At 46.4% G+C, this 23,442-nt stretch carries 22 protein-coding genes; 5 read left to right on the top strand and 17 right to left on the bottom strand.

The genetic code is table 11. From position 1 onward, the window contains the following. Positions 1 to 208: 208 nt before the first annotated feature. The 13 genes from BUB94_RS11065 to urtA form a co-directional block, all read right to left on the bottom strand. On the bottom strand, positions 209 to 922 hold the full coding sequence (locus tag BUB94_RS11065; RefSeq protein WP_073237014.1) for an urease accessory protein UreD: 714 nt from the start codon (positions 920 to 922) through the stop codon (positions 209 to 211). A 20-nt stretch (positions 923 to 942) separates the two neighbouring features. Beyond that, on the bottom strand, positions 943 to 1,254 hold the full coding sequence (locus BUB94_RS11060) for a hypothetical protein (protein ID WP_073237012.1): 312 nt from the start codon (positions 1,252 to 1,254) through the stop codon (positions 943 to 945). A 1-nt stretch (position 1,255) separates the two neighbouring features. Further along, complete coding sequence (locus tag BUB94_RS11055) at positions 1,256 to 1,621, bottom strand: hypothetical protein (protein WP_073237010.1); 366 nt, start codon at positions 1,619 to 1,621, stop codon at positions 1,256 to 1,258. Between the two features lie 38 nt (positions 1,622 to 1,659). Next, a complete protein-coding gene (gene ureG, locus BUB94_RS11050) occupies positions 1,660 to 2,268 on the bottom strand; it encodes an urease accessory protein UreG (RefSeq protein ID WP_073237008.1) in 609 nt (202 codons plus the stop codon). Between the two features lie 10 nt (positions 2,269 to 2,278). Continuing rightward, positions 2,279 to 2,971, bottom strand: a complete 693-nt coding sequence (locus BUB94_RS11045) for an urease accessory protein UreF (protein ID WP_083538245.1) — start codon at positions 2,969 to 2,971, stop codon at positions 2,279 to 2,281. 8 nt (positions 2,972 to 2,979) lie between these two features. Then, positions 2,980 to 3,495, bottom strand: a complete 516-nt coding sequence (locus BUB94_RS11040) for an urease accessory protein UreE (RefSeq protein WP_073237003.1) — start codon at positions 3,493 to 3,495, stop codon at positions 2,980 to 2,982. A gap of 25 nt (positions 3,496 to 3,520) precedes the next feature. Continuing rightward, positions 3,521 to 5,233 (bottom strand): urease subunit alpha, encoded by a 1,713-nt coding sequence (gene ureC / locus BUB94_RS11035; RefSeq protein WP_073160178.1) that lies wholly within the window; start codon positions 5,231 to 5,233, stop codon positions 3,521 to 3,523. Position 5,234: 1 nt separating this feature from the next. Then, entirely contained in the window at positions 5,235 to 5,915 is a 681-nt protein-coding gene (gene ureA, locus BUB94_RS11030; protein WP_073160180.1) for an urease subunit gamma, read from the bottom strand. A 2-nt stretch (positions 5,916 to 5,917) separates the two neighbouring features. Beyond that, positions 5,918 to 6,631 (bottom strand): urea ABC transporter ATP-binding subunit UrtE, encoded by a 714-nt coding sequence (gene urtE / locus BUB94_RS11025; protein WP_073237000.1) that lies wholly within the window; start codon positions 6,629 to 6,631, stop codon positions 5,918 to 5,920. Positions 6,632 to 6,633: 2 nt separating this feature from the next. Beyond that, on the bottom strand, positions 6,634 to 7,464 hold the full coding sequence (urtD, locus tag BUB94_RS11020; RefSeq protein WP_083538243.1) for an urea ABC transporter ATP-binding protein UrtD: 831 nt from the start codon (positions 7,462 to 7,464) through the stop codon (positions 6,634 to 6,636). 9 nt (positions 7,465 to 7,473) lie between these two features. Continuing rightward, complete coding sequence (gene urtC, locus BUB94_RS11015; protein WP_073236998.1) at positions 7,474 to 8,547, bottom strand: urea ABC transporter permease subunit UrtC; 1,074 nt, start codon at positions 8,545 to 8,547, stop codon at positions 7,474 to 7,476. A 31-nt stretch (positions 8,548 to 8,578) separates the two neighbouring features. Then, positions 8,579 to 9,481, bottom strand: coding sequence for an urea ABC transporter permease subunit UrtB (urtB, locus tag BUB94_RS11010; protein WP_073160186.1), 903 nt, complete (start codon positions 9,479 to 9,481; stop codon positions 8,579 to 8,581). A gap of 137 nt (positions 9,482 to 9,618) precedes the next feature. Further along, positions 9,619 to 10,785, bottom strand: coding sequence for an urea ABC transporter substrate-binding protein (urtA, locus tag BUB94_RS11005; RefSeq protein WP_346348701.1), 1,167 nt, complete (start codon positions 10,783 to 10,785; stop codon positions 9,619 to 9,621). A 503-nt stretch (positions 10,786 to 11,288) separates the two neighbouring features. On the opposite strand from urtA, the gene BUB94_RS11000 reads away from it, so the two are divergent. Continuing rightward, positions 11,289 to 12,929, top strand: coding sequence for an acetolactate synthase large subunit (locus tag BUB94_RS11000; protein ID WP_073160189.1), 1,641 nt, complete (start codon positions 11,289 to 11,291; stop codon positions 12,927 to 12,929). 18 nt (positions 12,930 to 12,947) lie between these two features. Further along, positions 12,948 to 13,118 carry a hypothetical protein gene (locus tag BUB94_RS16865; protein ID WP_158236723.1) on the top strand — a complete coding sequence of 57 codons (171 nt, stop codon included), beginning with the start codon at positions 12,948 to 12,950 and terminating at the stop codon, positions 13,116 to 13,118. A gap of 62 nt (positions 13,119 to 13,180) precedes the next feature. Here BUB94_RS16865 and BUB94_RS10995 read toward each other — a convergent pair whose 3' ends face one another. The 4 genes from BUB94_RS10995 to BUB94_RS16860 all read right to left on the bottom strand — a co-directional run bounded on the left by BUB94_RS10995 (position 13,181) and on the right by BUB94_RS16860 (position 17,978). Further along, positions 13,181 to 15,523 carry a DUF4859 domain-containing protein gene (locus BUB94_RS10995; protein WP_073236995.1) on the bottom strand — a complete coding sequence of 781 codons (2,343 nt, stop codon included), beginning with the start codon at positions 15,521 to 15,523 and terminating at the stop codon, positions 13,181 to 13,183. Positions 15,524 to 15,612: 89 nt separating this feature from the next. Next, positions 15,613 to 16,821, bottom strand: coding sequence for a LamG domain-containing protein (locus BUB94_RS10990; RefSeq protein ID WP_073236992.1), 1,209 nt, complete (start codon positions 16,819 to 16,821; stop codon positions 15,613 to 15,615). Then, the gene (locus BUB94_RS10985) at positions 16,818 to 17,663 is read right to left on the bottom strand and encodes a TIGR02147 family protein (protein ID WP_073236989.1); all 846 of its coding nucleotides are present in this window, start codon (positions 17,661 to 17,663) and stop codon (positions 16,818 to 16,820) included. Before BUB94_RS10985 ends, BUB94_RS10990 begins: the two co-directional genes overlap by 4 nt. A gap of 159 nt (positions 17,664 to 17,822) precedes the next feature. Next, positions 17,823 to 17,978 carry a hypothetical protein gene (locus BUB94_RS16860; RefSeq protein WP_170932343.1) on the bottom strand — a complete coding sequence of 52 codons (156 nt, stop codon included), beginning with the start codon at positions 17,976 to 17,978 and terminating at the stop codon, positions 17,823 to 17,825. 197 nt (positions 17,979 to 18,175) lie between these two features. Here BUB94_RS16860 and BUB94_RS10980 point away from each other — a divergent pair, with 197 nt between their 5' ends. The 3 genes from BUB94_RS10980 to BUB94_RS10970 all read left to right on the top strand — a co-directional run bounded on the left by BUB94_RS10980 (position 18,176) and on the right by BUB94_RS10970 (position 23,438). Then, positions 18,176 to 18,958 (top strand): Fic family protein, encoded by a 783-nt coding sequence (locus tag BUB94_RS10980; RefSeq protein WP_073236986.1) that lies wholly within the window; start codon positions 18,176 to 18,178, stop codon positions 18,956 to 18,958. Between the two features lie 227 nt (positions 18,959 to 19,185). Continuing rightward, positions 19,186 to 20,214 carry a PDDEXK nuclease domain-containing protein gene (locus BUB94_RS10975; protein WP_073160199.1) on the top strand — a complete coding sequence of 343 codons (1,029 nt, stop codon included), beginning with the start codon at positions 19,186 to 19,188 and terminating at the stop codon, positions 20,212 to 20,214. A gap of 455 nt (positions 20,215 to 20,669) precedes the next feature. Further along, positions 20,670 to 23,438, top strand: a complete 2,769-nt coding sequence (locus BUB94_RS10970) for an SNF2-related protein (protein ID WP_217653128.1) — start codon at positions 20,670 to 20,672, stop codon at positions 23,436 to 23,438. The last annotated feature ends 4 nt before the right edge of the window (positions 23,439 to 23,442 follow it).

The following is a 23,442-nucleotide window of genomic DNA, read 5'->3' as shown; positions in this document are numbered from 1 at the left end:
GCCGTGCCAAAGTCTGTGATGTTACGATGAAATTGAAAAAACGCCTAGCCTAAACGCCCCAAGCTTGCTGAACAAATTGCTTTTAAGACATTTTCCAACAAATTTTTCGTTTTTGACGAACTGGTAATTTTATCGTAAGAATTATGTAGATACAATTCTTGGTTGTTTTACAATTTTTGTTTGTAAAGGCTAGCGAGAAAGATCTGTTTTAACCTTGTATGTTCTGGAAAAAATCCCAGATAGTTTCGCCACGCATGGCTAACGCGCGGACGATTAACCCTTTTTCTGCAAAAGATGTTCCAACAACACAATCAATTTTTTTGCCCATTTCTCGAACTTTTTCTTTGAGTTGGATAAGCATTTCTTTTTCGGGACTGTACGCAAAAAACATCCCGTTATGGGTGTAATTGCCCCAAAAGCCGATTTTCGTGTAATCGAATTTTTTAGGATCAATCAGGGTGTGGTCGGCAAAGGCTAAGTGTTCGCCCACGTAAAAGCGACTCTTGCTCTGGAATTTTTCCATGGCGAAATATTCGCCCATGCCTGTACGGCCACAAGTGAAAATGTCGGTGTAATAAAATGTTGCGGAAGGATGAATCTGGACTCGAACATTGCTTTGATAATTGCTGCCTGCAAAAGGGATTGCCGGATAGGGCATGTAATTGACGCGGGCGTCGGCCCCGACGTTGATGTCGATATCCTTGGATGCAATTTTTCCGTCGGTATTGAAAACTTTCTCGTAACTCTGAGAAAGAAATGTGGCGTCGCTACCCTCGCCGAATTCAAGCTGCAACGAAAAATGGTCTCCGCCGAGAAGTCCGGCGGAGGCTGCCATCATCATGATGTCGGAATGTTTTCCGTTGTGGAACGGATGCATGACCTTGTAAGGGGACGTGTAGAATGCGTCCTCGATCTCGGTCATGCCATTTCGCAGACAAGTCTTTATGCGGAGTGTGCTCTGCATAGGTCTCTTGCGGACCAGAGGAGACGTGCTAACCAAATAACGAGTGCAAGTGCCACTACAGAAACACCCAGGAAGGCGTCGTTCAGCATATCAGCTGCTGCAGGGGTAAAGTATTCTGCACCAAGTTCTACGTATTCAGCGATAGCGTCTACCAGCCACATGAGGGAAGCGCCCCAGAACATGTAGCAGAGGGTGGAATACTTCATGGTGTCCTTGCCATGAGTCTTTATCTGGTTGAACCAGAGAAGGCTTGCAATGATAGCTGCGAAAACGGTAATGAGTAAAGTCATTTTAAGCCCCCTTGGAATGGTTGACTGTTGCGTGGCTGCTTAATGGTTTCCGAACCTTTAGGAATATCAAGGAGGCCGCCCACGCCAATGTGACCATGCAAGCCATCCCAACGCCCACAGTGGACATTTCATGAATCATGACTTGCGAGGATTCGGGATCCTGGGCTGCTGTCAAGAAGGGATAGAAAGGTTGGATTTCTCCATGCCATAGGTGCTCAAAAGCAAGCAGAGCGGAACCGCCCCACAGCAATTTTGATAAACGGCGGGGAGCCTGCAACGGGGCTTTATCGGGGAATTTTTTTTCAACCACCAAAGTGACGGCTGTGGTGATTAACGCCTCTGCGGCAGGAACAACAAAACATGCCATAAGTGACTCCTTTAAAAAATGGTAAATGTTTCGACGGGCTAAATACCTTCAAAAAGTACGGCTTTCTTGATCCACGCAATGACTTCATCTACGCCGTCCATACTCATGAGGTTTGTGAATAAGTACTTGCGACCTTCTCGCATCCGTTCGGAATCGCGGGCCATGACTTCAAGGCTTGCGCCTACAAGAGGAGCCAGGTCCGTTTTGTTGATGACCAGCAGGTCGGAACGCATAACGCCGGGGCCACCCTTACGGGGAATCTTTTCGCCTTGGGCAACGTCGATAACATAAATGCTTGCGTCGGCCAGGTCGGGGCTGAAGGTGGCCGACAGGTTGTCTCCGCCGCTTTCGATAAAAATAATCTGGACATCTGGAAACTTGCGGGCCATTTCGTCTACGGCTTCCAGGTTCATGGAACAGTCTTCACGAATGGCGGTATGGGGGCATCCTCCAGTTTCTACACCGACGATTCTTTCGGGAGGCAGGGCTGAATTCTTGATCAAAAATTCGGCATCTTCCTTGGTGTAAATATCGTTGGTTACTACGCAGATGCTGTATTCCTTACTCATCTTGCGAGTAAGTCTTTCTATCAATGCTGTTTTTCCGGATCCAACAGGACCGCCTACGCCAATTTTAACATAACTCATATTTTGCTCGTTAGCTCATGTAAAGTCGTGAATAAAGTTCTTCGTGTTTCATTCCTGCAATATCTATGCCAGTTCCGCCTACGCCCAAGTCATCCATGTCCAGCGTGCAGGCTCGCTGAACGGCTTGGATGATTTTCTTTTGGGAATTGCTTAAAATCTTTTGGCCGACCATCTGACTTAGAGGAATCATCTTGACGCCGTTTGTGACAATGGCGTTTAGCAAGCTGTAGGTGTAAATGCTTGCGGCTTCTTCCTTGTTTAAACCGATGTCGTTTGCGAAGAGACCGATTGCAATGGCGTGGTTTCCGATGCAAGAGCCATTTTTTAAAACTTCATCTCGATAAAAGTCCAGAGATGGAAAGCAGTTGTTTTTTGCACCTTCAAATTCACCATAGATTTTTAAAAATCTGCTACAAAGTTTTTTGGAGCCGGTGCGGACTTCTTCCGGTGCTTTTAAGGCCATAGAGAAACTGTCTAAATTTTGAATGTAGTCAAAATCGGCGGCATGATCATAACTGAGCATCATAACGCCTAGATCATTGTAGGGAAGCACGCTTAAAAAACTAGAAGCATATTCCTGGAGGGCGTCTCCATTTGTGATGGTCTTGTTAGCAATTAAAGTCTCAAGACCATTGGAGAGTGTGAATGCTCCAATGGGAAAGAGGCTGTCGCAAACTTGAATCATCCGAAGGGTGGCGAGCATTTTACGTACTAGTGTTGATGTTCATGGTGATGGCCATGTTCGTGATGTTCATGGTCATGGTCGTGACTATGGGAGTGACCGTTACTTGCACCGTGTGCCTTGCAGACGATGTAGTCAGAAAAAACATCTTCTACAATCTGAGGGAGAAATCCCAAACGGACTAGGTATTCGAAGGTGGGCTCGTCATAAGGAATGGTGACATCCTTTTCTGTAATTTGCAGGGAAAGATGCCTGTTACCCAATTCAAATCCAAGGCGTCCCATTTCTTCCATAGTCTTGACGGGAATGCGAACCAGTTTTGTCTTGTTGATCTTTACAGCGTAAATTTTATCGGGACTGACGGCGAGAACATCGCCATCAGAAAGGGATTCCTCAATCTGAATTCCTAATTCGGTTCCGTCATCGGCAACTTTAAAAATACGATGCTTGTCCAGTTCAAACCATTCGAATGGAATGTCTACCACGGTCTTGGAAGGAACTTCGTTTCCGTGATGGATGTTTCCGAGAATTTTATCGGCAATCATTTTTTGACTCCTTGCAGATTGCTTTTTAGAAAAGGAAGTACCTTCTGGCAAGAGAAAGTTCTGTGGCGGCTTCGCAGGTGATTCGTTCACCATCCACCTTTACAGTGTAGGTTTCAGGATCTACTTCCAGCTTTGCGATGCGGTCGTTGTGAACCATGTCCTTCTTGCCGATGTTTCGACAGTTGCTTACGGGGAGGACCATTCTTTCGAGGCCCAGTTCTTCCTTGATGCCATTTGCAAAAGCGTATTCCGAAACGAAGGTGATGCAGGTTTTTGCTAAAGCCTTGCCGTGGGCACCGAACATATCGGTATACACAACTGGCTCTGGGGTGGGAATGCTGGCATTGGCATCGCCCATTTTGGATGCGCAAATAAAACCATTCTTCAGGATCATTTCGGGCTTGGCTCCGAACATGTCGGGACGCCAAAGGACAAGGTCTGCGATTTTGCCAACCTCTACGGAACCAACGTACTTTGAAATGCCATGGGTAATGGCCGGGTTGATGGTATACTTGGCAATGTAACGCTTGATGCGATTGTTGTCGTTGCGTTCGCAGTCGGTGTCGAGAGTACCGCGTTGTTTTTTCATTTTGTCTGCGGTTTGCCAAGTACGGGTGATTACTTCACCCACGCGGCCCATGGCTTGGGAATCAGAACTCATCATGGAGAAAATTCCCATGTCGTGAAGGATGTCTTCGGCGGCGATGGTTTCCGGACGAATTCTTGAATCCGCAAAAGCCACATCTTCTTTATTGTTCTTGTCCAGATGGTGGCAAACCATCAACATGTCCAGATGCTCGTCAATGGTATTTCTCGTGAAGGGCATTGTTGGATTTGTTGAGGACGGCAAGACGTTTTCGAAGGCGGCTGCGCGAATGATGTCGGGAGCGTGTCCACCGCCAGCACCTTCCGTATGGTAGGTGTGGATGGTGCGTCCCTTAAAGGCTGAGATGGTATCTTCTACGAAGCCGCCTTCGTTTAATGTATCCGTGTGGATGGAAACCTGGACGTCGAATTCATCCGCGACGCCTAGGCAAGTGTCAATAGCCTTGGGAGTGGAACCCCAGTCTTCGTGAAGCTTCAGGCCTGCAGCTCCTGCACGCACCTGTTCTCTCAAGGTTTCTGCACAGGATCCGTTTCCCTTGCCGAGGAAGGCTAAGTTGACGGGTAAATCTTCTGCTGCTTCCAGCATCTTGTGAATGTTGAATGCGCCGGGCGTACAAGTGGTAGCGTTGGTTCCGTCAGCAGGGCCTGTGCCGCCACCAATCATGGTGGTGACGCCGCTATAAAGAGCTGTACGAACTTGTGTGGGAGAGATAAAGTGAATGTGGGTGTCGATACCGCCGGCAGTCAAGATCAGGCCTTCGCCAGCAATGGCTTCGGTGGAACTGCCGATGATCATGCCTGGGGTAACGCCATCCATCATGTGTGGGTTGCCTGCTTTACCGATGCCAGCAATTTTTCCGTCCTTAATGCCTATGTCGGCCTTGAAAATTCCAGTGGCGTCAATGACAAGCGCGCTTGTAATGACAGTGTCTAGGCATTCGTCATCCTTAAAGGGCGCTGCCTGGCCCATGCCATCTCGCAATGATTTTCCACCACCGAATTTGGCTTCGTCACCGTAAACACAATAATCCTTTTCTACTTCTACAATAAGGGAGGTATCTGCAAGACGGATGCGGTCGCCTACGGTGGGACCGTACATTTGAGCGTAATCTTTTCTGGAAATCTTGTACATGTTAAGCTCCCGTAAAACCAGAGGTTGATGCTCTGCCAAATGCAGCCGTTTTTACGAATTCATCATCCATAGGGCCTTCTACTAGACCGTTCAATCCATGACCTTCGCGGCTACCACCGATTTCAACCAGGTTTACGGTCTTTGTTTCGCCGGGTTCAAAACGTACTGCGGTTCCCGCGGGTACATCAAGACGCATGCCGTAGGCAGCCATACGATTGAAATCCAGTTTTTTGTTGACTTCAAAGAAATGGAAATGAGAACCTACTTGAACTGGGCGGTCTGCCGTATTGGTAACATCTAGAGTAAGTGTTCTCTTGCCCGCATTCAGTTCGATGAAACCTTCCTCCACGAGAACTTCGCCAGGAATCAATTTCCCGGTAGCAGGAATTGGATCGTGTACGGTAACTAGCTTTGTTCCGTCAGGGAATGTGGCTTCCAGCTGAACTTCATGAATCATTTCTGCGACGCCGTCCATCACCTGTTCGGCAGTCAGCATCTTTCGACCCTCGGACATCAATTCTGCAACGGTCTTGCCATCTCGAGCCAATTCCAATAACTTGCTGGAAATGTAGGCAATGGCTTCCGGATAATTCAGTTTCAGTCCGCGTTGCAGTCTTTCGCTTGCCACAATGCCTGCATAGTGCAGCATCAACTTTTCAGTTTCTCTAGGAGTTAAATGCATAATTAATCCGTCATCAATTTTTGGACTTCAGCCTTGTCGCAAAGGGATGTTTCCCTGTGGAAAATGATGTTTCCCTTTTCCATGATGTTGATGTAGTGGCTGTTTTCCATAACGAAATCCAGATACTGTTCCACCAGCAATACGGTAATGCCCTTCCATTCGTTAATCTTACGGATGGCGCGACCAATGTCGTTAATGATGGATGGCTGGATACCTTCGGTAGGTTCGTCAAGAATCAAAATCTTTGGGTCCTGTACTAGGGCGCGTGCGATGGCAAGTTGCTGCTGCTGACCGCCGGAAAGGTCGCCACCGCGGCGTTTGGCAAATTTGGGCAGGATAGGAAACAGGTCGTAGAGATATTCGGGAATCTTGTTCTTGCCCACTTTTTCGCCGCGACCAAGAATGGGCTGCACACCCAATTCCAGATTTTCCTGGACGGTCATCTGCGGGAAAATATCTCGACCTTGCGGGACGTAGCCAATGCCGCAGCGAACGCGCTCGTAGGCGGGAAGTTTTGCGATTTCCTTTCCGTCAAAAACAAGAGATGTTTCGGGGCCTGTCTTTACTAGTCCCATAATGCTCTTTAGTGTGGTGCTTTTACCAACGCCGTTTCGACCGATGAGGCTTACTATTTTTCCTTTGGGGATATCCAGACTCAAACCTTCAATGACTCGGCTTTCCCCATAATAGGAATCCATGTTTTTCAAATAAAGCATAATTATTCTCCACCACGACCCAGGTAAACTTTCTGCACGGTAGGATCGGCAAGAACTTCCGTTACGCTGCCCTCCATCAGAATTTTTCCTTCATGAAGGACTGTCACCTTGTCGGCAACCTGCTTCACGAAATCCATGTCGTGTTCAATAACGATGACGGTACAATCCTTCTTGATTTCTTTCAGGATTTCTCCGGTTTTAAATGTTTCTGGCTTGCCCATGCCGGCGGCGGGTTCATCTAGCATAATGACTTCCGGCTTTTGCACCAGCTGCATTGCGATTTCGAGCCATTGCTTTTCGCCGTGAGCCAAGGCCCCTGCGCGCCATTGACGTTTGTCGGCCAGGCCCACTTTTTGCAGGGTGGCTTCGATGTTTTCCAGCTCTTCCTTTTTTGGTTTACGCAGAATGGTGTCCATAATTCTCTTCCCTTTTTTCAGGGAGAGAATCATGTTTTCTTCCACAGTCAGGTTTACAAACACCGAGGGAACCTGGAATTTTCTGCCGATTCCAAGCCAGACGATCTTGTATTCCTTCATTCCCGTCAAGGTTACAGGATCCTTGTACATAGGATGGTAAACCACATTGCCTTGGGTGGGTTTTGTTTTGGCGCAAATAATGTCAAGTAATGTTGTTTTCCCTGCTCCATTGGGGCCAATGAAGAAATGAATTGTATTTCTCTTGACTTTTGTGTTTACATCGGTTAGAGCATAAAACCCATCAAAGCAAACAGAAACATGGTTGATATCCAATACAGATTCTGAAAGCTGTGTGATTTTGATAGGTGCGGGGTTCTTGGCAAGAAGTTCTTCTTTTGATACGATTTCGGTTTGCATAAAAACTCCTTAGACCTTTTTGAACAGAGAAGGAACCTTGTCGCGAACTAAGCCTACGATGCCGCCCTTGAAGAACAGGATGGTAACGCAGAAAAGAACGCCGATGATGTACTGCCAAATTTCTACAGTGCTTCCGGAACTCAAATTGTATTCGCAGATGTTAATGAAGAAGGCTCCGATGACAGCGCCGATAATGGTGCCGCGGCCACCGATGGCCACCCAGATCACCATGCCGATGGAGTAGGTGATTGTCATTTGGGAAGGAGTGATGCAACCGTTGAAATTGACAAAGATTGCGCCTGCAATGCCTGCGAAAATAGCGGAGAGAACGTAGATGAAAGTCTTGTAGCGACTTACAGGATATCCAGAGAAGTAAGTCCTGTTTTCGCCATCGCGAATGGCAATCAGAACCTTACCGAACTTACGTTCTACAAGGAATTTGGAAAGTGCGTAAACAGCGATCAAGGCGATGAGGGACGCATAGAATAGAAGGAACATGTTTCCCTGATTGGCGCTGCCCTTGATGCTTCCAAAGATAGACTTGATCTCTGTAATGCCTACGTTTCCGTTGGTATAGGGAGACATGGCGATGAACAGGGAGCATGCTGCCCAAGTAAGTGCCTGAGAAATAATGGAGAAGTACACGCCCTTTACACGGTTCTTGAAAATAAAGTACCCTACAATCCAGGCGACTACGGCGGGGGCGATAATCACCAGTAGCAGACTTCCCGGAGAAAGTGTAAAAGGAACCCAAATCAGCGGCATCTCGGTAAGGCCACCGATGTGCATGAAATCGGTCAAATGACCGCCTGTTGCCTGCATTTTCAGGTACATGGCCATGGCGTATCCGCCTAGGGCAAAATACAATCCGTGTCCAAGGCTCAAGATTCCTGTATAGCCCCAGATCAAGTCGATACCGATGGCGACAATAGCAAAGCTAATGCACTTGCCCAGGAACAAAATGGTGGAACCGCCGCTAACGACGCCCATCATCAAAAGAACGGGCATCATGGCGAGAATAAAAACGATAATTCCAAAAGTGATGTTGGATCCGTGTCTTTCGAAAAGTCTTAATACTTTCATATTTGTACCGATAATCCTTATTCGTTGAACCTTAATCCAAATTTCTGCTCTTGATAACGAACAGTCCTTGAGGTCTCTTTTGCAGGAATACAATCACAATCAGCAATACCACTGCCTTGGCGATGGTGGAGGAGGTGTAGTTTTCGGTAAAGATGGAGCTGATGCCGATGATGCCGGAGCCGATGACTGTTCCAATCAGGTTTCCGACGCCTCCAAGTACGACTGCCATGAAGGAGTTGACGATATAGCTTTGCCCGACAGTAGAGTCAATGGAACCGAGAAGTGCTACGGAGCATCCTGCGATACCTGCAAATCCAGAGCCCATTGCGAAAGTCAAGTTGTCCACCTTGCGGGAGTTGATGCCCATGCACTGTGCCATGGGACGGTTCTGCATGACGGCTCGCATCTGGCGACCGAAATTGGACTTGTACATCACAAGCCAAACGGCACCCATGCAAAGAGCTACCAGCAAGATGATGAAAATTCTGTTATAGGAGAAAGTGCATTCTCCGAGAGTGATGCCGCCACTTAAAAAGGAAGGAGCCGTAACGTTTACACCCTGGGATCCAAAAATGGAGCGTGCACCTTGCTGTAAAATCAAGCTGATGCCCCATGTTGCTAAAAGGCTGTCGATTTCACGACCGTACAGTCTTGAAATCACGAATTTTTCAAGAAGGCTTCCTAGCCCGAATGCGACGCCAAATGCGGCGATGATGGCTACGAAGTAATAGAGTCCGCCAATAGATTCTGGCAGGAACTTGGCGAAAAGCTGCTGGACCACAAAAGTCATGTAAGCGCCGATCATGACGAATTCACCATGGGCCATATTGATTACGCGCATGACGCCAAAGGTAATGGCTAGGCCGAGCGATGTCAGCAAGATAATGGAGCTGAGGCTCAAGCCGTTAAAAAGGATGTTGATGGTCTGTTCCAAGGTGTCCTCGGTCCGTTTGCGTTTGTTTTTTGATTGTTAAAAGAAGTGTTGAAATAAAAGGTGGCGGGCCCAGAGACCCGCTTCCCTTTATAGAATGCAAGCGAAAGGCCTGCGGTCTTTATGAGGATGGGTATATTTTAGTTCAGCGGCTGGAGGCCTGCCTTAACTGCCCAATCATAGGTGGTCAGGTAAGGATCCGGTGCAACAGGAGCTGCGGTGGCGTAAACTTCCTTGATGAGACCATCTTCGGAAACTTCACCCACGCGGACAGGCTTTGCAAGGTGCTGGCTCTTGCCGTCGATAGCCACAACGCCTTCCGGAGCCTTGTAAGAAATGGAACCGGACTTGATTGCTGCAAGAACTGCATCCACTTCAAAGCTCTTTGCTGCCTTCACAGCTTCTGCCCACAGATAAACTGCGTCATAAGCAGCTTCTGCCGGGTCGGAGGTTACGCGGTTTGCACCGAACTTTTCCTTGTAAGCAGCAACGAATGCAGTGTTTTCAGGAGTGGAGGTGGTCTGGTAGTAGTTCCAGGAAACCAGATGACCCTTCAAGATGGCGGGGCCGATGGTTGCCACTTCTTCTTCAGCAATGGAGAAGGACATGGTCATGTATTCCTTGCTGGAGTAGTTCTTTTCGGACATCTGCTTGAAGAAGGAAACGTTGCCGGTGCCGTTCAAGGTGTTCACGATAACATCGGGCTTTGCGGCTTCAATCTTTGCGATGATTGCTGCGAAGTCCGTCTGATCCATGTCTGCGTATTCTTCGCCGACCACGGAAATGCCTGCAGCCTTAGCCTGTGCGTTGATGATCATGTTGGCGGTGCGGGGGAACACATAGTCGGAACCCAGCAGGAACAACTTCTTGTAGCCCTTGGAAATCAAGTATTCAATAGCCGGAACGATCTGCTGGTTAGGAGCGGCACCGGTGTAGACAATATTCGGGGACATTTCCATGCCTTCGTACTGTACTGGATACCAGAGCAGGGACTTGTATTCTTCAAAGATGGGCTTTACAGCCTTGCGAGAAGAAGATGTCCAGCATCCAAATACGGTTGCCACCTTTTCAATGTCAATCAGCTTTTCTGCCTTGGTTGCAAAAGTGGAAGGTTCAGATGCACCATCTTCTTCTACAAAAACAATCTGCTTTCCGAGAACGCCACCGGCCTTGTTAATTTGTTCGATAGCCAGGACTTCTGCGTCGCGGACGGACTTTTCGCTGATGGCCATAGGGCCGGTCAGAGAGTGAAGCAAGCCCACCTTTACGGTTGCGGATTCTGCAGCCTTTTCTTCGTTGCAACCCATGAGGCCAAATGCGCCCAGGACTACAGCGCTAGCTGCAATAGTGGATAGGAACTTGCGTGCGATATTCATAGGGGTCTCCTTGTTGGTTTCGCCCTATCAAGTGCAAAAGCCGTGCCAAAGTTTTAATTACAGGACAGGTTTGCCATTCTAACCCAGTGAGTTAAAGGTTTTTAAAACATTGCGAAGGAAAGAATCTAGAGTGTAGTTTTAGATAATTTTCGTATAACAATTTTGTAGATACATTTTTTGAATATGTTACAGAAATTGTTTGTAAAAGTTACTGGATAAATACGGTTTCTTCGTTTAAGAAGCCCTAGGATTTACATTTTTATTTCATTTCTTGTAAAAGGCGGCCGATTCGAATAAATTTGACGTTTTTTATCCGCTATGGCACGCTTTTTGCAAATGTCCCAACAGAAAACTATGGAGGTGGTTTGGAATCGCAACAGAAGTACATCTTCTGCGTCCCTAACCACTAATCACTAACCACTAACCACTCCCTTATGAATACCGCAGAAGTTTTGATCAAGTCCTTGGAAAGTGAGGGCGTCAAGTATATTTTTGGAATTCCCGGTGAAGAAACCTTGGAATTGATGGAGGCCATCAAGAATTCTTCCATTCGTTTTATTACGGTTCGTCACGAACAGGGTGCGGCCTTTATGGCGGATGTTTATGGTCGCCTTACGGGGAAGGCTGGCGTTTGTCTTTCGACTCTGGGACCGGGGGCTACCAACTTGGTGACCGGTGTGGCCGATGCCAATTCCGATGGTGCTCCGCTCATTGCCATTACGGGTCAGGTGGGTACGGAACGTATGCATTTGACTAGCCACCAGTATTTGGATTTGGTGAACATGTTTACGCCTATTACCAAGCGCAGTAAACAGGTGGTTCGTCCGGATACGGTGAATGAAATTGTCCGCATTGCTTTTAAGTATGCCGAGATGGAAAAGCCGGGTGCCTGCCACATTGACTTGCCTTGCAATATTGCCGCTATGGAAGTGGCGGGAGAAGTGGCTCAGACTCCGCTGAAACACCATCGTGAAAATATCGAGTACGCCAGCGACACTGCAATCAAGGCGGCCGCTGCTGCCATTGCAAGCGCCAAGCGTCCCGTAATTTTGGCGGGGCATTCTGCAGTGCGAAATAACGCATCTGATGCATTGACGGCTTTTGCTTCGGCTGCGAAGATTCCGGTGGTGAGCACCATGATGGCTAAGGGTGTCATTCCCTGTGACAACACCTATTCCATGTGGTGTATCGGTATTCCTCAGAAGGATTACCAGAACTATATTCTGGAACAGTCTGACTTGGTAATCGCCATCGGTTACGATGTTGTGGAATATGCTCCCGCCAAGTGGAACACTAAGGGCGATAAGCGAATTATCCATATTGATGAAACTCCCAACCACATCAATAAATTCTATCAGCCCGAAGTAGAAGTTATTGGAAATATTTCTGCTTCTCTGGAAGCGCTTCGCTGTCTTTGCCCCAGCACAAAGGATCCGGAATGGGCCTTGTACATTCGTGAGAAAATGGCTGCGGATCATGCCCGTTATGACTTGGATAAAAGCTTCCCGCCCAAACCTCAGAAAGTGCTGCATGACATTCGCCTGGTCATGGGTGAAGAGGATATTCTTCTTTCGGATGTGGGTGCTCATAAGATGTGGATTGCTCGACAGTACCATTGCTACCATCCCAACACTTGCATTATTTCCAACGGTTTTGCCACCATGGGAATTGCGGTGCCGGGTGCAATCGCTGCAAAGCTGTTGAATCCCGAAAAGAAGGTGCTGGCAGTTACAGGCGATGGCGGCTTCATGATGAACAGTCAGGAATTGGAAACGGCTTACCGCGAACATATTCCGTTTGTGACCCTTGTGTTTACTGATGGCAATTATGGTTTGATCAAGTGGAAGCAGGAAGAACGTTATGGCGACAGCTACGCCATCAGCTTTACCAATCCGGATTTCGTGAAGTATGCAGAATCCATGCACCTGAAGGGCTATCGCATTGAACGGACGGAGGATCTTATCCCCACCCTTCGTGAAGCCTTTGAACAGGACGTGCCCAGCATTATCGAATGCCCGGTGGATTATGCCGCCAACATGGAACTGACGGAACATCTAAAAAATTTAAAAGTGTAAGCTACAACGAGGAATATCATGGGTTACATCAATTCTCTCTTTACCGCACAAACGGAAACTTCCGGCGTGGCAGTTTCTGAATCCTCTAACCTGCTTTCTATTCACAGCATTTCGGGTCACCCTGCTGTGTACCGCCATCTGAAAAATGGCTGTAAGGCAGAAAGTAAGCGGCAGAAGCAGGCTGAATAAAACTTCATAACCACACTCCAATGACAAAAAGACCCGCGTTTTTTTTCTCGCGGGCCTTTTCTTTACTGAATCATGTTGATGGATTGAATTTCGCGGTAGGAGCCTGTGGACACTTTCACGATGTAGGTTCCTTGCGGTAAACCCGATTTAACGAGGTCAACTTTTTCTCGGTATTGTCCGGCAGGTTTAACTCCAGAAATATTTTGATATAGAAGTTTGCCATAGGCAGAGTAAAGGCTAATCTTCACGTTGTCTTGTCTGTTGATGGTGTAATGAATCTCAAGAACTCCGTGATGATTCTTTAATGATGTGTACTTTGCGGGACCTTGATTCTTGAAGGCGATGGAGGTCGTTCCTTCTGAAGGCTCTCCGGGTTCGGAATCGTTTGCGATTTTTATGGTAAATCTATAGATGACGATCTTGTTTCCGGTTTTAAAACCTTGGGCAAGCTTGTAGGTTTCCCCTGCAGAAACTCTATTGGGGTAATGCCCAATGGCGATTTTCCCGTCAGTTAAATTCCATTCGGCAAAGACGTATGCGTTTTCGCCCCATTCAGTGACAAGTCCGTTTTTGTCAAACCAGTGTCCCGGAGCCTTTGCGGTCGAAGTGGTGTTGAATGTGTTTCCATCGATGGCGAAGAATGTGGTGCTTGCAAGTTCATTTGCAGAAATTCCCAATGCGGTTGCCAGCTTCTGAGAATCAAATTCAACGCTTGTAGTTCCGTAATCTTCGCTAATCTGGACCGTTGCTGAAATTTCGAATTCAACAGTGTCTGCTGCGATGATGTTGGAGGAACTGCTAGAGGAACTGCCTGACACTGCTTCGCTTGAACTGCTAAAGGTGTTTTCACCGATTTCAGGCCACTCGTAGTCCAGTACGAAATTGTTGTAGTATTTCGTGTTGGCGTCACCTGCGCCACTCAAGCCTTCTTCAAGTTTGATCTTGTAATTGTAATGGTTGGTGCGGATGTTTTCATTGCCCGTGTATTGGTAATCCGTGTTGACAACAACTGCGAAAACCATTTGCGTGCCGTTGGTAGAAGAGGGGGTCTTATCCAAGCGGAGTGTCACTGCACCTTCGCCAGTAATGGGTTCGCTATAGACGGGGGTTCCATCGGTGGCGCGGTAGCAAAGCAGATAATTCATGTTGGTGTTGTTGGATTTGTCGCCAACATTGTAGAAGGATACGGTCACTTGCTTTGCGCCGGAGGAAACCTTCAGAGGAATGACGTTGGAGCCGGACCAGCCCGGAGTTGTTGCCTCGTCGGGAACGAGATATTCTCCGCTTGCTGTCATGGTCTGGTAGGGAGTCATTTTCCAGGTGTTTCTGTACTGACCGTTATCCCAGTAATACTGCTCTTCGTAACTGGTTCCGCCAAAGTTGTTGTTCAGCAGGTTCTTGATTTCGTTGGACCATTTCTTCATATCCAGCAAGGCCATCCTTGCGCGGAATTCAGTAATGAGCCTGCGAGTGGCATCGGGACCAAGGCCTTTTTCCAATGCGTAGGTTTCAAGTAGGTAGGTGGTTTTGCCGTAAGCATTTCCGTAAATCCAGCGGACAGAACCTGTGCCAAGCCAAGTTCCCATAAAGGTTGGGAAAATGTTACTGTACTGGGAACCGCCCAGAAGGTAACGCTGATTCTTGCCGGTAACGCCCTGTGCGCCGGGACCTCCGAAGGTGCCGTCTACAAGCCAGCCGGAGTAGCATTCAATGGGCATGAAGGGCGCAATGACGGTTGCCGCATTCAAAAATCCCATACCGCTGTAAACGCCTTCGCGATGGGAGAACATGTCCTGCTGAATCCAGGTATTGCCTGCTTCCTGGAACCAGTGGGCCTGTTTTGCGCCAGGGTAGCCGTTGGTCATGGAGTGAATGCCTTCATGAATCATGGCGTCCATCTGGGAAACGCGATCGCGATAGGGGCAGCTTGTGTTGAAACTGTAAAGAGGGTAGAAGGAGGCGGCTACTGCCGTATAGCCCGCCACGTATGTTTGCCAGCCGCCGGTGGTGTCTTCCTTTGCGCCGCCAGCGCATGTGCCGGAACCGTAATAGTAAATAGCGCTGTATTTGCCTTCCTGTGCTTGAGCGTCGGGTGCCCATCCCAAGGTGTCGTAAAGATAGGTGAAATCCGTATCGTATTTCTTCAGGATGCTATCGATGGTCACGTCGGTGATTCTGGAATCACGATCCTTGCCCCAGTAGATTGCCCACCATTTACCAGCTTTTTTCCCGGTAACACCAGAGCAATTGTTGTTGAACTCAGTAGGCGGTGCAATTTCGCCAAGGTTGGATTTTGTGTCGTAATCCAAATCCGAACGATATGTCGGCCATGTGTATGCGTCGCCATTTGCGGCGAAAGAGGCGGTGCTTGCCACAAGCATTGCACCCAGTACTATTTTTTTCATAATCCAAATCCCATACTTAGGGAACCGCAAAAGCGGCTCACTCCCATATTAAAGATATTATGCCTGCATTATTTATGCAATAATTTGGATTATTCCAGTGTGTTAAAGTGTGTTTGAAATGTGTTAAGAATCCATTCCTTGCTGCGAGCCACACTTTCTATACGCACTTCATCGATGAGACCATTCCAGGTTTCTGTACTGATTTCGTTACCACCAACACGGAATGGAACAGCCTGATTTAGGGTATTGGGAACGAATGTATTGGTTTTGCCAACTTGTTCCCCGTTAACGAACATGGAAACCTGATGATCCTTGGAAACCAGCGTCAGGAATGTCCATTTACCCACAGGTACAATGGAAGAATCTCCAAAGGAGATTTCTTCAGGGCTTACAGGGGCGCTTTTCATGACGGAGAATTTGCCTTCAGTATTTTCAAAGTGCCATTGGAATTTTGACGTGCTGTCGCTCCAGTAACTGCGCTGCGCTACAAGAATCTGGTGGTTGCCATTGGGTCCATCCCACTTTGTCCAGAGGGAAATGGTGAAGTCACCATCGGTAGGGTCCAGGGAGTCAATTTCAATAAACTGTCCCGGCTCCAGCTGGATGGCCTTTCCAGAAATTCCATCCACATAATTGACGCTTGTTGCCAAGGTGGAATCGTTATCGAAAACGGTTTCGGCCCCTTCCATAGGGAGGTACTTTTCTGTCAATGGAGGGAGGGCGATTGTGTCAGATGTTCCTGCGGTAGACACGGGGAATACTGCCACGGGGGCTTTATTCTCCACATATTGCAAGAGGATTTCTCCTACAGGCGCGTTGTTGATGGAGAACGTTCCATCTTCGGAAATTTCAGCCTTGATGGAGGTTCCCTTGATTCGGACGTATCCATCATTTGCGCCGTCAATGCGACCTGTCAGCATTTTTCTTTCGGAAATCTGCAGATTGTTATTTTCAAGACCTGCGGCATTTATCAAGGCGCAAAGAGCGTTATATTCTGCATAGAGAATAACGGTGTCTGCGTCGGTATTTCGGTCAAAAATCAGCTCGTAATTTCCAGTACTGTCAGAAGTTGTTTCTACGGAGTCTTCAACGGAAATGGAATTGTCGATATAGGCCACCACTCTGGCAGAAGCAACTCCCTTGCCGTTTGCGTCCAGGATTTTTCCCGTATAGGCCATGGAATGGTCAATGTCAGTTATACCGCCGGCCACATCGTTCTTTTTATCGGAGCAGGCACAAACGAGAATGGAGGCGGATAGGGAAATCGCAATTCCGAATGTTGAGTAGAATTTTCTCATTTTTCCCCCGAAATCTTTGTGCTCATGGGGAATGTCATGAACATCATCTCGTAAACCCGTTCAACGTTCTCGTCATTGGCAATCTTGGCCATGATTTTCTTTCGGGCGTCTCTCATGACTTCAACCACATAGTTGAAGGAACTTTCGCTCATGGCAAGCGTTGTAAATGCGGCGTATTGCTCATCTCGGGGAATGCATTCCACCGCACGCAAGGCATGCTGGATATAATCCCGACGGATTTGCTTCAGCGCAATGGGCGATACATCGGATGCGTCTACCATCAGGGAGGTTTCCTCGTAATGGTCGCCAATTTTCTGGATGAGTCCAAGCTCGGTCAGGTTCTTTACGGCGTCGCGGGCTTCGCTGGCTGTTATAGGCGGCACCACCATTTTGGCTAATGCTTTGTAATCGCCCTCCCATTCGGAACTTACGGCAAGTTCGCGAATAATGGGGTTGTACCATTTGGAAAAATAGGACTGTTCCCGATTTGTCAGGTGCTTAAATTCTGCCTGTCGCCTGATTTGAACGATTTGATCCCAGGCGGCGTCCCTCTTGTTGATTTGTTCCGCCTGATTAAATTCCACAAGGGTCAGAAAGTAAGCTTCACGAAGGGCGGTGAGGCCAATGGCAGCTGCAATCTTTTCTGCAGATTTTTGGGTCAGCTTGAATCTGCCGCGAATGACATTCAAGCAATAGGAAGATGTCTTGAAACCCGCTTTTGCTGCAAAGAAACGATGAGAAAATGCCGCACTTAAAATCTTCTGTTCTTCGAAGTAATCCTGAAGAAATTTGCGGTAATCATCGTATTCAAGAAGATGCTCAACTACTTTACTTGCTGCCATAATCCAATCCCATAACAAATGGTAAAATACCTTATTTGCGTTGATTTTGAAAAAATTTTTGTTATGAGAGTGGAATTCTGTAGAGAAAACCTCATCGTCTGGAATTTTGCTCCAAAACTTTTCGATTTCTTCGCTGGAGCCTAAAGGTGCACCAATATCTTAATTCTCAATATAGACGTAAGATTGCGGCGCAAATTTTATGTTGTAGTCCTGCAATGTTTTCGCCTTCTTGAATCGCTTAACGCTTCCGACCTGAATTGCAAAGTCAAAAATCTTATTTGCGAATTCGGGCTTAATCAACAACAAAACGTCCATCAGTCTTTGTACCCTTTACCAAACCATCAAAGGCGAAAATAGTGATGGAACACATTTAAACCTTCAATTGAGTATTCAAAAACTTAATGAACTTGTTGAGGAAAATAAAAAAATTGGCGAAATTTGATAAAATTTATTGAATCTCGCAATTGTAAGACTTGTTTTAGTGCAATTGTTTGTTAATCTTTTTGCAAAAAATGGCCGTAGAGGGGCTGGTTCACGAAGGCGATCCCAACGCAGGCTGCTACCGCGACGTTTCCATTTCCATTGCGGGGTCGAATCATGAGCCTCCCGATGCCGACGATGTTCCGGCGCTGATGCGCGAACTTGTAAAGTTCATCAATAGGGAATGCGAACAGCAATATGATCTGCTGAAGGTTTCCGTAGCCCATCATCAGTTTGTCTGGATTCATCCGTTCCGCAACGGCAACGGAAGAACGGCAAGGCTCTTGACCTACGCCATGATTGTGCGGCTTTTTGATGTTCGCCAGTCTAGGCTGTTTAACCCTACGGCGGTGTTCTGCTCCAATCACAACAAGTACTACGAAATGTTGAAGGTGGCAGACTCCAAGAACAACGAGGCGCAGGTACAGTGGTGCCAGTTTGTGCTGCAGGGGCTGCTAGACGAATTGCAAAAAACCGAAAAACTGACAGACGTAAACTACGTTAGGCAAAATATTCTGGAGCCTGTTCTTCGGGATGCGTCGCGCAAGGGAATCATCGACAAGGATACGCTTTTAGCGCTGCAAGTTGCTCTCGAAAAACCAATCTTCCAGGCTTCAGACTTGGCTTGCGTGTGGGCAAATACTTTTGCGAGGTCCAGAAACATCCGCGCCATGCTGGATGCTGGCCTTATAGCCCCCGTATCCGAAGGCGCCCGAAAGTACTACCTGAAATTCGCAGGAAGCCCGCTGATGGTGAGCCTGATCTATACGCTGTATCAGCAAGGGTTCCTGCCAGAATCCATGATGAAGAATTAGATAAAAGAGGGGAAATGTAACCATGCGGAAGCCTGAAGAAAGTTTGCTCTGTAGTTTGTAAAATTTTCGCAAGCACCTTGCCAACTTTCTAAAAATCACCTACATTACTGCCCGACGCGCTTCTCTATCGAATGGAGAAGTGCGTCTTTTTGTTATATGGCTTTGCGGATTCTGCTTGCCGTATTCAAAGACGCCTCTGGTAACAAGAAATGAACGAAGGAGGCTGTATGGCTAAAAAAGAAATAGAATCACTCAACAAAAATTTTGTAACTGATATTCGCGGAATTATCGAACAGTCCCGCCGGAATGCGGTGCGCAGTGTTGATTTTTGCCGTGTACAGATGTACTGGAATATCGGGCGGCGTATTCAGGTAGAAGAGCAGAAAGGTAAAAAACGGGCTGATTACGGCTCGTTTCTCTTGAAAAATCTTTCCAAGGAACTGGAACCGGAGTACGGAAGCGGTTTTTCTTATCGACAATTGGCGTTCTGCCGTAAATTTTACACGCTTTACCCAATTGTGAACGCAGTGCGTTCACAATTGAATTGGACTCAATATAGGGACTTGATTGCTATTGATGATCCCGACAAGCGTGAATATTACGAATTGGAAACAGTGAATAACGCATGGACTAGTCGCGAACTTGAACGTCAAATTCATTCCCAGCTTTATGAGCGCCTTCTTATGAGCTCCGACAAGGAAAAGGTTCTGGCGGTAGCCCGCAAGCAAAGGATTCCCGAGACTCCCCAGGAGGTCATTAAGGACCCGATGGTCTTGGAATTCTTGGGCTTGGAACGTAATCCCGAATATTACGAACGCGATCTTGAAACCGCGATTATCAATCATTTGCAGCGCTTTTTGCTGGAGCTTGGCAACGGCTTTGCCTTTATCGCAAGGCAAAGAAGGATCCTTCTTGAAGACGACGAGTTCTTTGTAGATCTGGTTCTTTATAATCGTTTGTTGCGCTGCTTTGTGGTTGTTGAAATCAAGACCGAAAAAGTGACGCACCAGGATTTGGGACAGTTGCAGATGTACGTGAATTATTTTGACCGTGTGGAAAAATTGCCCGACGAACGCAAGACTATCGGCATTCTTCTTTGTGCCGAAAAGAACGATACCGTCGTAAAGATGACGCTCCCCGAAGACAACGAGACAATCCTTGCCAGCGAATTCAAACTTTACATGCCGAGTAAGGAGCGGTTGATTGCGGAGGTAAAGCAGGTTCGTGAAGAATTCGAACGGAAACAGGAACTGTGAACAGAGAAATAATTTGCAAAAAAATGGCCTAGTACGCTTAAAAATCTCGCTTCGTTTTTTCAAAAAATACCTATATTCCTCTATACATAGCTCCTTCTGCGACCAAGGGCCCTTGAGCCTGCGGTGCGTGGGTTGAGCGCCCGTTTTATTGAGTTATTTGCTCTAGTCTCTGTTCCGAAATCGCCAAATTTCACTGTTTACGAGAATAGGGTAAACTGCTCACGTCCCGATTGGGGCGTGGGTCGTTTGCGTATATTGGTAAACAAGGCTTTGGCGAGCCTCGGAATGCGATATGCGATGTAGCGATTCCACGCCTTTTTTATTGGGCTAAAGTCAAAGCATTGTTGACATAGGGCAGAAGGAGCCCTATTATCAACTGCCGCATTACTAAATACCAAGCGAAGTACTTTGCTAATCTTTTAACGCTGAAATCTATTGGCGGTGGTTTAGATTGCTTGTCCCAGTCTCTTTTGACAGCCTCTGTTGATATAAATCCTCACCAGATTGAAGCGGCATTATTTGCTTTTAAATCGCCCCTTTCTAAAGGTGTTATTCTTGCCGACGAAGTTGGACTCGGTAAAACGATTGAGGCGGGCCTAATTGTTTCCCAGTATTGGGCTATGGGCAAGAAGAAAATCATCATTGTTTGTCCGGCATCCTTGCGTAAACAATGGGCTGCAGAGCTTTATGAAAAGTTTGGACTAGAAAATGAAATTATCGATGGGAAAAATTATAACGATTACTTGAATCGTGGCATTTCCCCATTTGGGCTCAAGAAGATTGTCATCACTTCTTATTCTTTTGCGGCTCGTCATGCAGATGCGATTCGAGAACGGATGTTTGATCTTGCCGTCATTGATGAAGCTCACAAGTTACGCAATGTCTATAAGAAGAATAACAAAGTGGCACAAGCTGTTGCTGCTGCTTTAAGTGATTCAAAAAAACTTTTGCTGACTGCAACGCCGTTCCAGAATTCGTTAATGGAATTATATGGTTTAACAAGCATTATAGATGAAAATATCTTTGGTGATCCAAAGGCTTTTCGTGCACAATATCAAAGTGGTGCGGACTTACGAATTCTACACGATCGATTAAAGCCTTACTATGTGCGTACATTGCGTAATGATGTTAAGGAATACATCAATTACACAAAACGTTTGCCTATGACGCAAAAGTTTACCGCCACAGAGCTGGAAACTAAACTGTATGAAGACGTTTCTGAATTTTTGCGTAGGGAAGATATATATGCTGTTCCAAGACAGCAACGCATGCTTACGACAATGATGATTCGTAAGATTCTTGCGTCATCTACTTTCGCTTTGATAGGAACGTTGAAGGCGATTCGTTCTCGTCTTGAAAAAATGCTTCAAGAAGCATCACCCAATGAATTGGATTTACTGGATTATGTTGATGAAGATTTGTTGGAGTCGACAAGCGAAGATTGGGAGGATTCCGATGCGGAAGAACCTGATGAAATTTTTGACGATTCTAATCCTAATCCCAAATTGTTAGCCGAAGAAATCGAGACTGTTTCTGGTTTTATTCGGATTGCCGAGCAAATCTCTGTTGATTCTAAAACGGACGCCTTGCTGAAAGCCCTTCGTCAGTCTTTTATGCAAATGCCTGAATTAGGTGCTGCACAGAAGGCTTTGATTTTTACAGAATCCACTCGAACTCAAAGGTACCTGAAAGAATTTCTTGAAAATCACGGTTTTGCTGGTAAGGTTGTTTTGTTCAATGGTTCTAACGGGAGTCCAGAAACAACGAACATTTATGAGCAATGGCTAAAGGATAATGAATTTACAGGTAGAATAAGTGGTGTTCGGTCTGCGGACAAACGCGCAGCTCTTGTTGATTATTTCCGCAACAAGGCTGAAATTATGATTGCAACGGAAGCTGCTGCAGAAGGCCTTAACTTGCAGTTCTGCTCTTTAGTGGTGAATTATGATTTGCCGTGGAATCCTCAAAGAATTGAACAACGAATTGGTCGTTGTCATCGTTATGGTCAAAAAAGCGATGTTGTCGTTGTAAACTTTGTTAATGAAAAGAACTTTGCGGATATACGAGTATTCGATCTGCTAGAAAATAAGTTCCACCTGTTTGATGATGTCTTTGGCGCGTCCGATGATGTTCTTGGTCAAGCAGAAACCATTGACTTTGAACGTCGCATTTGGCAGATTTACCAGGAATGTCGTACTGAAGAAGAAATTCAGAAGGCGTTTGACCAATTACAGGAAGACTTTAAAGAAGAAATAAACGAAAAACTTCAGGACACGAAGAGTAAGGTTCTTGATAACTTTGATATCAATGTTCAGGAACGTTTGAAAATTGCAAAGAACGATACAGGAGCGTTCTTAAATCGATACGAATATATCTTCTGGGAATTGACAAAATTTGTTCTTGCAAATGAAGCTGTCTTTGACGATGATAAACATTCCTTTGTATTGCAAAAGAGGCCGTTCTCTGAAGCAGTACTTGGTAAATATGATTTATTCTCCAAGCAGACGGATGGCATTCCTTATCGTTTAAATCACCCTCTTGCTCAGTATGTCTTGAATAAGGCGGCAGGCATGGAACTGAGCCCCGGTTCTATCACCCTGGATGAAAGTTCTGCAGGAATCAAGATCCTTTTGCCGGACTATTTAAAGAAAAAATCCGGCTACATCACGCTTTCCAAAATGAATATTGCTTCTGTTGACGAAGAAGAATTCTGCTTATTTACTGCATTTACCGATGATGGAAAATTTCTTAGCCAGGAAGAATGCGAAAAATTGTTCTTGTGCGGTGGCGAAGAAAATGAAGCTTTTGATTTGCCCCACAACATTAAGGAAAAACTTACAGCAAATGCAGAACAGCATTCCAAGAGCAAGCTCCGTGAAATTGATGAACGCAATCTAAACTATTTCACCGAAGAAGAACGAAAGATTGATTCCTGGGCAGATGATGCGACCCGAGCTATTGAAAATGAACTGGATACAGTGAAGAATAGCATTCGTGAACAACAACGCCAATCAAGATTGGCTACCAATCTTGACGAGAAACGGGATATTACCAAGAAAATTCAGGAATTGGAAGCGCTAAAACGAAAAAAACGTCATGAACTCGAAAATCGCGAAGACGAAATCGAAGAAAAACGAACTCGTATGATTGATGAGCTAGACGCAAAGCGCAATAAAAACGTGACATCTAAAGAAATTTTTGCCATTGCCTGGCAGACTAAATAAGGAC

Source organism: Fibrobacter sp. UWH9, assembly GCF_900129715.1.
GTDB lineage: Bacteria > Fibrobacterota > Fibrobacteria > Fibrobacterales > Fibrobacteraceae > Fibrobacter.
The sequence above is the reverse complement of the archived record's forward strand: the minus strand, read 5'-3'. Positions and strand labels throughout refer to the sequence as shown.